The 14,803-nt window shown below is 53.9% G+C and carries 14 protein-coding genes; 7 read left to right on the top strand and 7 right to left on the bottom strand.

Annotation, left to right across the window (positions count from 1 at the left end; genetic code table 11):
- Positions 1 to 45: 45 nt before the first annotated feature.
- Positions 46 to 1,407 carry a hypothetical protein gene (locus BGP77_RS06520; RefSeq protein WP_108163906.1) on the bottom strand — a complete coding sequence of 454 codons (1,362 nt, stop codon included), beginning with the start codon at positions 1,405 to 1,407 and terminating at the stop codon, positions 46 to 48.
- 261 nt (positions 1,408 to 1,668) lie between these two features.
- Here BGP77_RS06520 and BGP77_RS06515 point away from each other — a divergent pair, with 261 nt between their 5' ends.
- The 6 genes from BGP77_RS06515 to BGP77_RS06490 all read left to right on the top strand — a co-directional run bounded on the left by BGP77_RS06515 (position 1,669) and on the right by BGP77_RS06490 (position 7,335).
- Entirely contained in the window at positions 1,669 to 3,339 is a 1,671-nt protein-coding gene (locus BGP77_RS06515) for an ATP-binding protein (protein WP_108163905.1), read from the top strand.
- Positions 3,323 to 3,763 carry a response regulator gene (locus tag BGP77_RS06510; RefSeq protein ID WP_158269292.1) on the top strand — a complete coding sequence of 147 codons (441 nt, stop codon included), beginning with the start codon at positions 3,323 to 3,325 and terminating at the stop codon, positions 3,761 to 3,763. Before BGP77_RS06515 ends, BGP77_RS06510 begins: the two co-directional genes overlap by 17 nt.
- A complete protein-coding gene (locus tag BGP77_RS06505; protein WP_108163903.1) occupies positions 3,760 to 5,466 on the top strand; it encodes a bifunctional diguanylate cyclase/phosphodiesterase in 1,707 nt (568 codons plus the stop codon). The genes BGP77_RS06510 and BGP77_RS06505 overlap by 4 nt, the downstream gene beginning before the upstream one ends.
- Positions 5,467 to 5,472: 6 nt before the next feature.
- Positions 5,473 to 5,922, top strand: a complete 450-nt coding sequence (locus tag BGP77_RS06500) for a hypothetical protein (protein ID WP_108163902.1) — start codon at positions 5,473 to 5,475, stop codon at positions 5,920 to 5,922.
- Between the two features lie 74 nt (positions 5,923 to 5,996).
- Complete coding sequence (locus tag BGP77_RS06495; RefSeq protein ID WP_108163901.1) at positions 5,997 to 6,521, top strand: hypothetical protein; 525 nt, start codon at positions 5,997 to 5,999, stop codon at positions 6,519 to 6,521.
- A gap of 130 nt (positions 6,522 to 6,651) precedes the next feature.
- Positions 6,652 to 7,335: a DUF3299 domain-containing protein gene (locus tag BGP77_RS06490; RefSeq protein ID WP_108163900.1), complete on the top strand. Its 684-nt coding sequence runs from the start codon at positions 6,652 to 6,654 to the stop codon at positions 7,333 to 7,335.
- On the opposite strand, the gene BGP77_RS06485 is transcribed toward BGP77_RS06490, so the two are convergent.
- From BGP77_RS06485 to BGP77_RS06460, 6 genes are all read right to left on the bottom strand, one after another.
- Positions 7,326 to 8,198, bottom strand: a complete 873-nt coding sequence (locus tag BGP77_RS06485; RefSeq protein ID WP_108163899.1) for a shikimate dehydrogenase — start codon at positions 8,196 to 8,198, stop codon at positions 7,326 to 7,328. The two genes, BGP77_RS06490 and BGP77_RS06485, sit on opposite strands and share 10 nt — an antisense overlap.
- 2 nt (positions 8,199 to 8,200) lie before the next feature.
- Complete coding sequence (locus BGP77_RS06480; protein WP_108163898.1) at positions 8,201 to 10,051, bottom strand: bifunctional sugar phosphate isomerase/epimerase/4-hydroxyphenylpyruvate dioxygenase family protein; 1,851 nt, start codon at positions 10,049 to 10,051, stop codon at positions 8,201 to 8,203.
- Between the two features lies 1 nt (position 10,052).
- Entirely contained in the window at positions 10,053 to 10,724 is a 672-nt protein-coding gene (locus tag BGP77_RS06475) for a GntR family transcriptional regulator (protein ID WP_108163897.1), read from the bottom strand.
- 32 nt (positions 10,725 to 10,756) lie between these two features.
- Entirely contained in the window at positions 10,757 to 12,025 is a 1,269-nt protein-coding gene (locus BGP77_RS06470) for a TRAP transporter large permease (protein ID WP_108163896.1), read from the bottom strand.
- Positions 12,022 to 12,513 carry a TRAP transporter small permease gene (locus BGP77_RS06465; RefSeq protein ID WP_108163895.1) on the bottom strand — a complete coding sequence of 164 codons (492 nt, stop codon included), beginning with the start codon at positions 12,511 to 12,513 and terminating at the stop codon, positions 12,022 to 12,024. Before BGP77_RS06465 ends, BGP77_RS06470 begins: the two co-directional genes overlap by 4 nt.
- 78 nt (positions 12,514 to 12,591) lie before the next feature.
- Entirely contained in the window at positions 12,592 to 13,599 is a 1,008-nt protein-coding gene (locus BGP77_RS06460; protein ID WP_108163894.1) for a DctP family TRAP transporter solute-binding subunit, read from the bottom strand.
- 210 nt (positions 13,600 to 13,809) lie between these two features.
- Here BGP77_RS06460 and BGP77_RS06455 point away from each other — a divergent pair, with 210 nt between their 5' ends.
- Positions 13,810 to 14,742 (top strand): AEC family transporter, encoded by a 933-nt coding sequence (locus BGP77_RS06455; RefSeq protein WP_108163893.1) that lies wholly within the window; start codon positions 13,810 to 13,812, stop codon positions 14,740 to 14,742.
- Positions 14,743 to 14,803: the final 61 nt, after the last annotated feature.

The raw sequence follows: 14,803 nt of genomic DNA, 5'->3' as shown, positions 1-14,803 counted from the left end.
CAAAACCAAAAAGCCCCGGCACAGTACCGGGGCTTTTTTTTGCGTTTAAGAAGGACGCTCAGCTTGCCATGCATGGCGCCGGACAACGCCTAACAAAGCAACCACGGCAATCACCAACACCAGATTTCTTAAGGTCAGTAATACCGTCGCCAACACGGTGGGAGCCGGCCAGAAGGTTTGGCCATTCTGGCGCCAGGCCAAACTGTCTTTGACAAAATCACTCCCGTACGTCAACGGATAAATCAGCGTGGTCAATGCGCAAGCCAACGGCAGCATGACCTGGAACAGCGTTGCCGCCCGACCACGATTGCCCACCAACACATAACAGGGAAACAACCACAGCATATACTGGGGTGAAAATACCTTGGCGGTCAGAATGGCGCCAAGCAATAACAGACAGACCAGCGCCGCCAGCAGTTCAATGGCATTACGCCGGTCATCGAGCTTGCCTGCCTGACCCGCACGATAGAACGCCAGACCCGCATAGCCATAACAACCGAACAGCACGGTCAGTAGCAATACCGAACTTAACTTCAGCAAAGCTTCGTCCAAAGGCGCATTAATATTGAACGAACCGTAGTTGAAGCTAACAGTCGCCGGCAACCCAGCCAAGTGATGCAATAACAGAATCAAGTTGCTGTAAGCCGATTCAACCTGCAATCCGCGTTCGCTGTGGTAGCCTAAAAACGCAAAAAGATCAGCGCCCCACAACAACAAAAATGGCAACACCAACGCAACGCAAACAGCGACACAGAAAGCACCGGCTCGGACGGTTTCAGCAACAACGGTACGACCCAATGTCAGGTCGTTACTTTGTACCTGACGCTGGGCAATAAAGTAGATTAAAAATAAAGGCCCAAGCAGTACCGGTATTAACTTAAAACACACCCCGACGGATAACCAGAACCAGGGCCAGACGCCGTTTTTTGATGCGGATGATGTGGACACCAGGGCTACAAAAATCAGCGCACCGAGCAACACATCCAGGCGATCAAAATAGACGGGTGTCAACACTAATGACACCAAATACAGCGAAGCAAAACATAACCAACGATCGGTTTTCTTAAGCGGGTTTTGCGCCAGGTACTTTAACAGCACCAGCATGACACTCAGATCGATCAACCAATAAAATGATTTAAAAAAAAGATGCCAGACTGAAAATTCAACCTGACTACCAAATACCTTTGCCACCGCCAATGGCAAGGTTACAAAAAAGGCAGTCAGCGGCGGGTATTCAATAGCAAAGCCACCGCTAAAGGCAGAAAAATTCGTTATCGACTGCCAGGTATCCAAGGCAAAACGGTAATACAACTGCACATCGCCGGAATGCAGTGACCGCTCTAGGGCAAACGCCATTGCTAGATGCGTCAGCGCATAAACCAACACAAAAATTCGGTTTTTCGACATTATCCTCTACCTAATTCCAGTTCATCCTCACCGCGCGTGATCATATAACAATGCACGCAGCCGGTCGTCCGGTTTTGATCGCCGTACGAAAGGAATTTAAGCCGACTTTGGAAAAGCGTCCAGACACTGACTAGACTGCGAAAGGCACTGTAGGGTTGCAGTGCCTTAGCTTCTGCACCGCGAATAGCATCCGGAAGCCACAAGGAACTGCCACAGATAGCCCGGCAGGTCGCGTCTTTTTTAGGCGTCAAAGGAGTAAAGATGTCCAGTCTCTCAACGTATTTCCAGGACATAGCATTCATGCCACATGGCATGTGTTTTCTATGGCGTCCTGACTTGCTATTGCTACACGCTGGCTCCGATTTATTAATCGCCTTAGCTTATTACTCCATTCCACTGGCGTTGTTGGTACTGTGGCGTCAGCGTCCAAACATCGAGTACGGCTGGGTTTTTAAATTATTTGCGCTCTTCATCGTTGCCTGCGGAACGACGCACTTTATAGCGATATGGAATATCTGGAACGGCAACTATTATTTCGAAGGGTTTGTGAAGTTAATCACCGCACTTATTTCCGTATTGACCGCTATTCTACTGTGGCCACTCTTGCCGAAATTACGGCAAATCCCCAGTCCTCACGTTTTGTCTGAGCGCAATCAGGCACTCAATGAAGAAATGCAATTACGCCGGCGTGCCGAACAAGAAGTTGTCAGCATCAATGAGTCCCTGGAGCGGACCGTCAGTGAACGAACCCGGGAGCTCGAAAACGCAAAAGAAGCGCTGGAAATGGAAGTGCTCGCCGCTCATCGAATTCGACAACGACTGGAAAGTATTTTTGAATCTGCACCCAATGGCATGATCGTCGTGTCTCCCAGTGGCCATATCCTACAGGCAAACGCCACCGCCAATAGCATCTTTCGGTACACCGATCTGGTTGGGCATTTTGTGGAAGATCTGGTACCCCGACAGGATCGTTTGGATCACCGTGATCGTCGTGTCAGTTACACAGAATCACCTTCAAAACGCATGATGGGCGATCGCAAAGATTTATTCGGTCTTTGCCTGGATGGTTCCATGGTACCGCTTGAAATCGGCCTTAACCCCGTCAGTGGCAGCGATGGTGGAGAGATCATTGCATCCATTGTCGACATCAGCGAACGACGCAGTTATGAGCAACGCATTCAACTGCACAATGAGGCTTTAGAGCGCTCTAATAAAGAACTGGAAGAATTCGCCTTCATTGCCTCTCATGATTTACGAGAACCACTGCGAAAGATCATCTCTTTTTCACGTCTATTGTTAAGCAATGACTACGGAAAATTCACCAAAGAAGGCCAGGAATTTACCAACTACATTGTCAGTGCCGCCGAGCGCATGCGTGAATTGCTCGAAAGCCTTTTGTCCTACAGTCGAATCACATCCCAAGGTCGGCACTTTACTGAAACAGACGTTGCCCAGGTCGTCGATCAGGTTAAAGCCGACCTACAGCTGTCCATCGAAGAAACCGGTGCGAGTATCGACACTGGCGATCTTCCACGCATCGACGCCGACAGCAGTCAACTTCGACAACTGCTGCAAAACCTGGTCAGTAATTCGCTGAAATATCGTCATCCGGAGCGGCCACCGCACATTTTAATTCAAGGTGAGTCGTTACCCGAATCGCGTTATCGACTGGTCATCAGCGACAACGGCATTGGTTTCGATCCACGTTACAACGAACAGGTATTTGAGGTTTTCAAACGGCTTCATGGTCGCTCTGAACACCCCGGAACCGGTATGGGCTTAGCGATTTGCCGCAAAATCGTCGACCGCCACAACGGCATTATTATGGCCAATGGCCGACAAAATGAAGGCACAACCTTCATCATTGACCTGCCAGTGCGGCAACAAAACATCGAAGCACCACCTGAGGTTGTTGATGATGACAGAGACTAAACACAAGCTGCTCATGGTTGATGATGATCCTGAGGACATTCTGCTCGTCAAAACAGCCATTCGCCGTGCAGAGGTTCCTCTGGAAGTGATCAGCCTGTACGACGGAGATGCGCTTTTTGAGTATTTGAACGAGACCATCACGGAAGGTGTTTTGCCGACTGAGATACCGCCACTGATTGTGTTTTTAGACTTGAACATGCCGCGGCTGGATGGGCGTAAATGTTTACAGCGATTAAAAGAAAACCCCAACTGGGTCGATCTCCCAATTCTGGTTTTTTCGACCTCTGATGCACCCGACGATATTCGACGTTGCTATGAATTGAACGCCAATTCCTACATCAGCAAACCCGACGACCCAAAAGCCTTAGACACCATACTCAGCTCTGTTTATCAGTACTGGTTTGGTGACAGGAGTCAGGCATGAGCGGAGCACAAACGAAACGCATACGCGCGATCATTGTTGAAGACGATAATCAGGATTTTCTGCTGATTAAAACAGCGCTGCGTGCCAGTGAGCGAGCCCACTATGATATTCGACACCTGACCAACTTAGCCCAAGCCACTCAAGCGCTGATCGATGACGACTACGATATTATTTTGCTCGACTATTTTCTCGGCGAATATTCGGGCTTAGATATTTTGCGTCAGGCGCGGGAAATTCGATGCACCAAACCCATCGTGGTGATGACGGGTACAAACTCCGCCGAGCTTGATGACATGTTGATGAAAGAAGGCGCGGCCGATTTTATTCCTAAAGACGATTTAAGCACCCCGTTTCTTGATCGCACCATTCGCCATGCCATTGAACGAAAATCGTCTGAGCGAGAAATCGCTGAGTTGGTACGACGTGATCACCTAACTGGTTTGGGCAATCGCGTGCTGTTTGAGGAACACATGGAGCTGGCCATCGCTCGGGCATCACGCAGCAACGCTCAGCTAGCCGTTTTGTTTATGGACCTCGATCGCTTTAAGGACGTAAACGACAGCCTGGGGCATCACATTGGCGACTTACTGTTAACACTGGTGGGCGACCGCCTTAAACGATCCGTACGCAAAAGTGATTTTGTTGCGCGCATCGGTGGCGATGAATTCACGGTGTTACTGGATGGCATCAATTCACCGGATGACCTAACGCAAATTGTTGAAAAAATTTGCGCCGAAGTGTGTCGCCCCGCCCCCATCAGCAACACCACTTTAGATGTATCGGTCAGCATTGGGGTGGCGCTGTATCCGGAAAATGGCGAGTTGCCGATCGAGCTGATGCAAAAAGCCGACATGGCTCTGTATGAATCCAAAGCACTCGGCCCGGGTCGCTATCACTTTTTCACTGAGAATCTTCAGCAACGGCTGATGCGCGGCCTGGAACTGGAAAAAGCGCTACGCGAGTCTCTGGTAGACAATGAGTTTGAGCTGTATTTTCAGCCTCAAATTGATATTCAAACCCAACAGATTGCCGGCCTGGAAGCGTTAATTCGCTGGCATCGACCAGACGGCCAACTGATCGCTCCGGATGAATTTATTCCCGTTGCCGTGCGCAGTGGGCTGATCGTTCCCATCGGCCAATGGGTCATCGAAACCGCCTGCGCCTTGCTCGGTAGGTGGCAGAAAGCGGGTATTCATCTGCCCCTGTCCATCAACGTCTCACCGCGCCAACTGAAATTTAACGGCTTTGCCGACCATCTGATTGACTGCGTTAAACAGCATGGGCTCGTCGATGGCACTCTGGAGATCGAGCTGACCGAAGAGGTCTTTATCGACAGCGGCTCGGTGTACAGTCAAATGATGCAGCACTTGAAAGATGCCGGCATTCGCATTGCCATCGATGATTTTGGTACCGGTTATTCGTCGATGCGCTATCTGCGCGACTTGCCGTTGGACCGCATTAAAATCGATCGCAGTTTCGTCAGTGGAAAAGATGGCACTGGATTATCCGAACCCGCCATCACCCAATCGATTTTGTCACTGGCGCAAGGCTTACAGTTGGAAGTGGTCGCCGAAGGGGTTGAAACACAGCAACAAGTTGACTTACTTTGCCAGCAAGGATGCCGGTATTTTCAAGGCTACCACTACTATCGCCCGATGCCATTGGCAGAGCTTGAGCCCCGGCTACCGGCACCTGCAAGGTGAGCGCCCATGCCTGCTTATCGCAATCACCATCTCCTGCTGCTGACGGATGACGCAGCGCTAGCGGAGCACATTGAGCAGGCGCTAACCGGCTATCAACTCAGCCATCATCTCCACAGCTACAGTAGCATCGACCAATATCAGGAAGCAGCCCTGGGACCGGGCGTTACCGCAGAGCCTATGGCACGCATCGACCTGTGTTTGATTGCCTATTTAGGTGATTCAGAACGGGCGCGCAGTGCTGTCGAAGAAATTCGTCTCTTGCCGCGCTGGCGCAGCATTCCACTGGTGGTTCTGATTGATGGAGACAACCCGGCCTTAACCCGCATGCTTTACCAGTTCGGCGCCAACAGTGTTTTACGATACCCCTTGCGTTTTGACAGCCTGCGCGAATTGATTTGTACCATGGACACCTACTGGTTCGATGTCGTGACCCTGCCACCCCCTTCGCAATCGTGACTGATGGAAGGTGCACAGCAGCCAGCGCCTGAGTTATGCTGCGGCACCGTTTAATCCATTGTCGGAAGTGCCCTATGTCTGCTTTGAAATCACTCAGCCTGATGGCTGCCGTATCGGTGTTATTTCTCACCGGCTGCAGTATCAGCCCAACGGTCTCGCCTTATGAAGGCGAGCAGGAAGGTCTGGTGGTATTCGGTACCGACATCGTTGTTAAAGGCGATGCCGAACTCGAATACAACTACATTTTCAGCGTTGAGAACGTCGCCACTGGCGAGGTGGATCGCATGCGCATGGTGGTGCGGGAAGGAGAGACTTACGCTGTTCTGGGTCGCTTGCCCAATGGCGAATACCGCTTTGTGAAACGCGAAGACATTCGTCGCGATGCGCGTGGCATTCGTCTGGAAGAGATCGATGGACACTTCACCGTTGCGGCGGGCGAAGTGACGTTGCCTAAGATGATTCGAGTGGAAAAAGGTCTTTATACTCGCGTCGTTGAGATCACCGAGCTGACCAATGCCGACGGTCGTGTATTGTTCGACCTACAATTGGCCAACCAGTCCTCCCTGCAAGGCTGGCGTTATCACCCCAGAGCCAACTGAGCCGGTTTGCGCCGGACCCGGTCTTAAACAGTCAAGGCCGGGTAAACCCTCCAACTGGCCGGCGTGATGACTTGCGCCTAAGCGCCAATGTTATACTGTATCGCCCATATTCACAGACAGGTTGTGTGCGATGTCGATCCGTTCTTCCCTGATGAGTTTGGCATTTTTAACGGTGCTGCTCAGCGCCTGCGGCCAGTCGGCAAACGACGTCGACGCTGAGATTCAGGCTCAAGCCAATCAGCCCGCCGTTGAACCTGAATTGGGTACGACACCTTCTCAGCTATCGGCAGAAGAGCGCGATCTGGAACCCCGCGAAACCATCGAGCCCATCGCCAATCCGGAAGACTTGGCGTATCGCGAACTCAGTTGGGATGACTTATTACCGGCGGATTTCGACTTCCAAAGCATCCGCGATCAGATCGACCTGGACAGCTACGATATTCAATCTCTGGAAGACGACGATCCGGAAGCGCAACGGCTGTTCTCTGACCTGCAAGACGCCATGTCACGCGTCCCCCTGGTCACCAGTCTCGATGGTCAAGACAGTCGACTGCCGGGCTTCCTGGTGCCGTTAGAAAACGCCGGTGACGCGGTGCGCGAATTTTTCCTGGTGCCTTACTACGGCGCCTGCATTCACACCCCGCCACCGCCATCTAACCAGATCGTGCATGTGGTTCTGGACGAAGCGATTCCCTTCGACAATCTGTTCGAACCTTACTGGGCCGAAGGCACTCTGACCATCGCCCAGACCGAGACCGACATCGGCACCGCCGGATACCGGTTTGAATCGGCCAAGATTCGACCTTACGAGTGATCCTTGCTCAGCACTAATTGCTGATAATAATGATCGCGGATGCCGCGTGCCGCGTTATTGAGCTGTGCCGGGTCGACCACGCCTTCGCTGAAGAAGCGGTAAGCGTCAATGCCTTGAAAGGCGAACAAATCCACACCGCTGAGCACGGCTGACCCCGCAGCCTCGGCCGCCTTTAATAGTTCGGTGTGGGCGGGAATATACACCGCATCAAACACCCAGTGATTCGCCGTCAATGGGCTCGGGTCCACCGGACACCCCGGATGGTTACGATGTCCTACTGGCGTGCAATTCACCAAGCCGGAACAAAGCGCCAGCGCGGCCTGTCCATCGGCCGCGCTGACGAAACGGGCCTTTATGCCCAGGCCAACCAGATGCGCTACCAGCGCTTCGCCACGCGTGCTGTCACGCTCAGCGATTAATAACTCTTCGACACCCAACTCACCCAATCCGCAGGCCACAGCACGGCCTACGCCACCGGCACCCACGAGCAGCACCTTTCCCACCGGGCGTTCACCCAAGCTGTATTGGTAAGCACTGACAAAACCGGTGTAGTCGGTGTTCTCAGCGCGAATACCAGACTCTTCAAACAACAGCGTATTCGCCGAACCAACTCGACGCGCACCTTCGCCCGCATGATCGGCCAGTTTCAGCGCCGCCTCTTTAAACGGGAAGGTCACGTTGACCCCTCGAAAACCCGCCTGACGCACACGCGCCACCGTCGAGACAAACTCGAAATCCGCTTCATTGAGCGAGTCGATCAATTGATAGTCCGTATCGATACCCACCAACCGACCCAGTCGCTGGTGTAAATCTGGGGACTTGGATTGGCCAATGCCTTCTCCAATCAATCCCAACTTCAACATGCTTACAGTTCCTCAGTCATGGTCGCGCGTTCGGCGCGGCGTTGCGCGGCCACCCGGACAAAGGCGTTGGGAGCGCCAAGGCCTTGGTAACCATCGCGCTGGACGATTTCAAAAAAGAAGGTGTCGTGAATCGGCTGGGTATAGAGCTGCCAGAAACGACCGGCGTCGTCTTCGTCATACAGGATGTTCAGCCGTTGCAGATCAGCCAGACTGGCATCGTCCAGGTCGAAGCGAGCCTGTAGATCACGATAGTAATTATCGGGGATCTCCAGCACCGGAACGTTCGCCGCTTGCAACCGTTCGGCACTGGCGATGATGTCACTGCTGGCCAAGGCGATGTGTTGCACACCCGAACCGCCGTGACGGCGCACAAATTTATTGCTCGTAGTGTCGGGCGACGCACTGGCGTTCAGAGCCAGACGGAAGTCACCACCGGCGCTGTGTAAGACCTGACTTTGAATCAAGCCACGCGGATCGGCGACGTCAAAAGAGGCCGTGGTTTCCAACTGGAACAACCCACGATATTGCAGCAGCAACGACAGGTAATCGTGATAGGACAACGACAGACTGAGGTGATCGACAGCCTTAAGCAAACCGGCTTGCGGAGCGGCACGATCCACACTGAATTCGGTGTCCCAAACTCGGCTGGCCAGAGGCGCATCGAGTAAATAGGCGAGCGAACCTTCCGTGCTGTCGAGCGCGGTCATGCCATGACTGGTGCTGTCGTCAGCCGCTTCAATCAATGGGTAACCCAACTCACGGGCACGCTGAATGGTGTTGTAGCTGTTGCCCACGCGCAGACCAAAAGCACCGGCCGCGGTCTGACGACCGCCGTGGAAACGCTCGGCAAAATCGCGCTCGGTATTAAGCACCAGATTGACACCTTCGACACCCCAGCGTTCGGCAGTTTTGGTCGGATGCTGGCCCAGAGGTGCCAGGCCCAGGGCGCGACAGGTATCACGCAGTCCGTCGATCTTATCGTCCGTCGTGACAATCTCGATGAACTCCACCGCTTCAATTGGTTGTTCCGCCGGCACGTCGGTCGTACCGGTCATGGTCTTCAATAATTTATAGGAGTGCAGACCATCGCGAGCGGTTTGGCGACTGCGACCGGTGCGAAATACATCGTTAAAAATTTCGTGCGACAGTGGACCGTCGTAACGGGTTTCCGCCAGCGCAGTCATAAAGTCGCGCATCTGCAATTCGCCCTGACCCGGGAAGCAGCGGTAATGACGACTCCAGGACAGATGATCCATCGAGAGGCGTGGCGCATCGGCAGTCTGCACCAGAAATATCCGGTCACCGGGAATGCCCGCCAAAGTACCCAGTTCGGTACCGCGCGAGAAAATATGGAACGTATCCAGTACCAGACCGACCGCCGAATGGTCCGCTCGACGCACCACTTCCCAACTGTCGCGATAATCATGAATGTGCCGACCCCAGGCCAGCGCTTCAAAGGCGACGCGCAAGCCTCGTTTGGCGGCGCGTTCACCCAGTTCATGGAAGTCGTCCGCCGCACGCGCAATGCCCGGCAGGGCACGCGGATGCACTGAACTGCAGGCCATCAATAAGTCCGTGCCCAGTTCTTCCATCAGATCAAACTTGCGCTCAGCGCGATCAAAGGCGCGCCGGCGATCGTCCCCTTCCAGGCCTTCGAAATCTCGAAACGGCTGCAAGGTCACTAATTTCAAACCGCGTTCACGAATCAGTTCACCCACTTCACGAGCGCTGCCGTCGAAGGCGGTTAAGTCATTCTCGAACAGCTCAACCCCTTCAAAACCAGCGCGCGCAATCGCATCCAGTTTTTCCGGCAACGCACCGCTGAGGCAAACCGTGGCGATGGAAGGAAACATCTCAGTGCCGCTCCTGTTTTAACTGGCGGTTGAGATAGGTATTGGCGTGATCGCGCAGCAGTGCCAGGCACCGTTGTTTGTCGCGCGCCAGAGCCGCTTCACCAATCGCCAGATGTTCTGCAATGATTTCACGGCCGCGAAAGCCCTGGGTTTTCAGTTCGCGCACCACGTACTGACGGTATTTTAAAAACAAATCCTGATAGGTACGGATCATCAGTTTTGAACCGCAGGCGCTCATCAACGCCAGATGAAATTCCTGATCATAACGCGTCCATAATTCGACGCTGGTTTCGTTGTTCAATAACGCTTCTTCGGTGCGATGCAACTTGCGCATGGCCGCGGCAACCCGGCCTTCCCATTCCAAGTCACCAACATCGATGGAATGACCCACCGCTTCGCTCTCCAACAGATTGCGCATGTAAGCCAGGTCTTTCAGTTCGTTCAAACCCGCGGGGGCGACACGAAAGCCTTTTTGGTCTTCCGCCACCACCAAACCTTCAACACTCAGACGCACCAAGGCTTCGCGAATGGCATTCTGACCCGCGGAAAAATCACGTTTTAAGACATCGATTTTCAGTTTCTGGCCAGGTTCATAACTGCCATAAATCAGCGCATTACGCATCTGCTCGTAGAGCGGCAATTCTTCTTCAGTGGTCACGGGAAAATCGCTCATTTCATGTCAGCTCCAATCCAAAATAAAAGGCATCAATAGCCAGCCAGACGAGGCAGGAAGGTCACCAGATCAGGCACAAAGACAATGACCAGCAACACCAGAATTTCCACCAGCAACATCGGCATTAAATGGCGAATAATCGCAGCCAACCCAGTTCGCGCAATGGCATCGGAGACAAACAAACACAGCCCCAGAGGCGGGGTAATCAAACCGATCATCAGGTTAAAGACGACGACGATGGCAAAGTGCAGCGGATCAATACCCAGCCCCACTGCAATCGGATGCAGAATCGGCACCAGTACCAAAATGGCGGCAATGCCTTCGAGGAATAAACCCACGACCAGCAACAGCAACATCACCGCCAGCAGGAAGGTCCACTGTGCATCGACCGTCGCCAATGCCCACTCAGTGATCATGTTGGGCACACGATTGAATGTCAGCACCCAGTTCGCCGCGGAAACCGCGCCCATGATGATCATGATGACGGCACTGTCACGCATGGCGCGCGAGAAAATACGCGGCAAGCTGCCTATGGTGATAGAGCGGTAGAACACCACGCCAACGATGAGTGCATACACCACCGCAAACGACGCGGCTTCTGTCGGTGTCACCAGTCCGCCGAGAATGGAACCAACCACAAAGATCGGCATAAACAATGGCACCAGTCCTGACAATACCGCCTTGCGACGCGAACCGGTTTGCAAGGTTTTGCTGGCACCGATTCTACCGGCAAACAACCAGACATAAATCGACAGCGCCAAGGCCAGTAACAAGCCCGGCACGATACCCGCCATAAACAGGCCCGGCACCGAAACACCGGTAACCGTCAGAGCATAAATAATGATCGGAATACTGGGCGGAATGATTGGCCCGATCACCGACGACGCCGCCGTGAGTGCCGCTGCAAACGCCCGTGGGTAGCCTTCTTTTTCCATCGACGGAATAAACACACGCCCCAGCGTCGAGGTGTCGGCAATGGCCGAACCGGACAGACCCGCAAAGATCACCGACGCCCAGATATTCACCTGTGCAAGGCCGGCTTTCATGCGCCCGACCAAGGCATTGGCGAGGTTAATAATGCGCCGGGTAATTCCCGCTTCGTTCATCAGCTCGCCCGCCAGAATAAACAGCGGCACGGCCAACAACGGAAACGAATTCAAACCGGAGAAAGTTTGCTGAGCGACGATGCGAATGTGGTACGGAAAATCTCCGGTCAGCATCAAATACAGCAGTGCTGCCAGAATGGCGAATGCAAAGGGCACACCCAGCAGCAAGGTGAGCAATAAAATAGCGTAAGTCATTGTGACGCGGCCTCCGTTTCAACGAAGCGCCACAGTCCCATAGTCAGCGCTGACAACGATAACAATACACCGCCAATCAAGACGGCCGACTGAAACACACCCATGGGAATACCGGTGCTTGGCGACATGCGACCGCCACGGCTGGCGATAAACTCAAACGCCGACCAGGTCAGGCCAATGGCCACCAGCAAAACCAGAATATCGATTAATACACGATGGCCAAGGCGCCACCGTTTTGGCACCAGTGAGCTGGCAAAGTGAAAGCGCACATGGCCGTCTTCAAGATACGCCAGTGCCATGCCGAACATGATGCCGAAAATCATCGCAAAGACAGCAATGTCTTCACCCCAGACAATGGATTTGCCTGCGCCATAGCGCCAGGCCGCATTGGCGAAAACGATGCCGAACACCAGCAGCATCATCAAGCCTGCGCCAAAGGCATTGATGCGCATCAGCCAGCGCCTAAGCGAAGTTAAAACACTCAACATGAGTCAGATTTTCCCGCAACGAGAGTAGGCAGTGATAATAAGGGTCGCCCGTTGGGCGACCCAGACAGCATCAAATAATCAGTTGCCTTGAGCAGCGTCAACTGCGTCAGCCAGGCGATCAATCCAGACCGCATCGCTGCCGAGCTCATCACGCAGGTAGGCTTGCACAGCCGGTTGCGCTGCAGCACGGAATTTATCCATCTGCTCGGCGCTTGGCTGAGTGATTTCCATGCCTTCAGCCGCCAGCTTAGCGATACCATCGGCAGAACCGAACTGCTGAATCGCGCGGCCAGTGGTTCCGGCAACAATGGCAGCACGCTGAACTGCGGCTTGCTGTTCACTGTCCAGTGACTGGAAGAATTCATCGTTAATCAGGATGTGGTCGACGCCATAAACGTGACGATCCAGCGTCAGGTAATCCTGAAATTCGAAGAAATTGTTGCTGTAGATAACGGAGATCGGGTTTTCCTGACCGTCAACCACACCGGTCGCCAAAGCAGTCGGGACTTCACCCCAGGCAATACCCTGCGGCTCAGCACCCAAACCACGTACCATTTCCAGGTACAGCGGGATGGTCTGTACGCGGAACTTCAAACCAGCCATATCAGCAGGTTCAGCGACCGGACGGACCGAGTTGGTGAAATTACGGAAGCCAGTTTCGCCGTAGGCCAGGGTACGCAAGCCCGTTTGTTCCAGGCAGTGCGCTGCCAGGGCATCACCGAATTCACCGTCCATGACTTCCCAGGCCAGAGGCGCGTTCGGGAAGGTGTAGGGAATATCAGTGACGGCCGCAGCCGGGCAGAAATTGGCATAAGCACCGGACACCATGGCAACGGTGATGCTGCCGTCCTGAGCGCCTTCGATCAGTTCTGTTTCACCACCTAAAGAACCAGCCGGATACAGCTCAACGCTGATGTCGGTTTCCGCTTCTACCAGGTTTTTGAACACCTGACTGGCCGCACCCTTTTTGGATTGCGTCCATTCCGCCGGGTCAACATGGGCAAAACGAATGGTTTCGGCCGAAACAGCGCCGATGGTGGTCAGTGCGATGGCCGCAACAGCAGCCTGGGCAGAAATGCGGGTCATTGTTGTTGTCCTCTTATTGTATGTGATTCGACATTTCGCGATGCGAACGCTAGACAGTTTTGCGAACCAATTCAATAACATTCCACGTTTTGAAAAATGAGGGTCGTTTTAAATCGATCGGTTCATCCTCTGGTTTTAACATCTTGTTACGCTAGACTGCCGGGCCTCGACGCCTGCTTTGAGCGCCGTTAAAGACCCAGCGGAGCCACCATGTTTGCTGTTCTACCCATCATCAGCCCGATCTTTATTGTCATCGCCATCGGCTTCGCCGCCGTTAAAACCGAACTGCTGCCCAAAAGTGCTGTTCCGGGTATGGGACGCTTCGTTCTCTACTTCTGCCTGCCCGCGCTGATTTTCTCGACCCTGGCGCATACGCCCATTCGGGAAGTGATCGAACCACTCTACCTGGCCGCTTATGGCGGCGGCTCCTTACTGGCGTTCGCTCTGGTATTTGGCCTAAGCCGCGCGTTCGGCAGCCAAACCAGCGCCGCCACCCTGAATGCCCTGGGCAGCGCTATCTGTAACTCGGCCTTTATCGGTTACCCCGTCTTGCTGCAGGTATTCGGAACCCTGCCAGCAGCGGCCTTCACCATGACACTGTTGGTGGAGAATCTGCTGATCATGCCGCTGACGCTGATGATTCTGGAGTTGAACCGGGCACTGGCCGAAGGCGGTTCGACGCGCCAGGTATTGATCAACTTCGTGCGCCGCCTGTTCACTCAGCCCATTCTGCTGGGCATTCTCGCGGGCCTGGCGTTCAGTCTGACCGGTTTAACCCTGCCGGGCGTCATTGACCGCAGTCTGGAGTTTCTCGCCGAAGCCGCAGCGGGTGTGGCGTTGTTTGTGATCGGTGGCTCGCTGGTCGGCACGCAGATAAAAGGGGACCGACGCGCCATTGCCATCATTACGCTGGCCAAACTGGTGCTGCATCCAGCGTTGGTTGCGTTGATGGTGTGGTGGCTACCGCCCTTCGATGGGCAGTTACAAACCATCGCCATTCTCGCGGCGGCCATGCCCATGCTGTCGATCTATCCGGTGCTCGCTGGGCATTACGTGGCGGGCGGCCGTTACGCCGCAACGCTGGTGGTGGCGACATTGAGTTCCTTCCTGTCGCTGACCGTGGTGTTGTGGCTGTTGTTTTAATCCACGCCGGCACGGTGTTGTTCTGACAGCAGCTTCGGTATCTTGGCGGTTCTTCCGTTGA

The organism is Saccharospirillum sp. MSK14-1 (assembly GCF_003054965.1).
Taxonomy (GTDB): domain Bacteria; phylum Pseudomonadota; class Gammaproteobacteria; order Pseudomonadales; family Natronospirillaceae; genus Saccharospirillum.
This window is presented reverse-complemented; position numbering and strand designations above follow the sequence as displayed.

What these genes read in the sequence shown, in the direction of transcription:
- BGP77_RS06520 (WP_108163906.1), bottom strand. Translation starts at nt 1,407, where the DNA reads ATGTCGAAAAACCGAATTTTTGTGTTGGTTTATGCGCTGACGCATCTA.
- BGP77_RS06515 (WP_108163905.1), top strand. Translation starts at nt 1,669, where the DNA reads ATGTCCAGTCTCTCAACGTATTTCCAGGACATAGCATTCATGCCACAT.
- BGP77_RS06510 (WP_158269292.1), top strand. Translation starts at nt 3,323, where the DNA reads ATGATGACAGAGACTAAACACAAGCTGCTCATGGTTGATGATGATCCT.
- BGP77_RS06505 (WP_108163903.1), top strand. Translation starts at nt 3,760, where the DNA reads ATGAGCGGAGCACAAACGAAACGCATACGCGCGATCATTGTTGAAGAC.
- BGP77_RS06500 (WP_108163902.1), top strand. Translation starts at nt 5,473, where the DNA reads ATGCCTGCTTATCGCAATCACCATCTCCTGCTGCTGACGGATGACGCA.
- BGP77_RS06495 (WP_108163901.1), top strand. Translation starts at nt 5,997, where the DNA reads ATGTCTGCTTTGAAATCACTCAGCCTGATGGCTGCCGTATCGGTGTTA.
- BGP77_RS06490 (WP_108163900.1), top strand. Translation starts at nt 6,652, where the DNA reads ATGTCGATCCGTTCTTCCCTGATGAGTTTGGCATTTTTAACGGTGCTG.
- BGP77_RS06485 (WP_108163899.1), bottom strand. Translation starts at nt 8,198, where the DNA reads ATGTTGAAGTTGGGATTGATTGGAGAAGGCATTGGCCAATCCAAGTCC.
- BGP77_RS06480 (WP_108163898.1), bottom strand. Translation starts at nt 10,051, where the DNA reads ATGTTTCCTTCCATCGCCACGGTTTGCCTCAGCGGTGCGTTGCCGGAA.
- BGP77_RS06475 (WP_108163897.1), bottom strand. Translation starts at nt 10,724, where the DNA reads ATGAGCGATTTTCCCGTGACCACTGAAGAAGAATTGCCGCTCTACGAG.
- BGP77_RS06470 (WP_108163896.1), bottom strand. Translation starts at nt 12,025, where the DNA reads ATGACTTACGCTATTTTATTGCTCACCTTGCTGCTGGGTGTGCCCTTT.
- BGP77_RS06465 (WP_108163895.1), bottom strand. Translation starts at nt 12,513, where the DNA reads ATGTTGAGTGTTTTAACTTCGCTTAGGCGCTGGCTGATGCGCATCAAT.
- BGP77_RS06460 (WP_108163894.1), bottom strand. Translation starts at nt 13,599, where the DNA reads ATGACCCGCATTTCTGCCCAGGCTGCTGTTGCGGCCATCGCACTGACC.
- BGP77_RS06455 (WP_108163893.1), top strand. Translation starts at nt 13,810, where the DNA reads ATGTTTGCTGTTCTACCCATCATCAGCCCGATCTTTATTGTCATCGCC.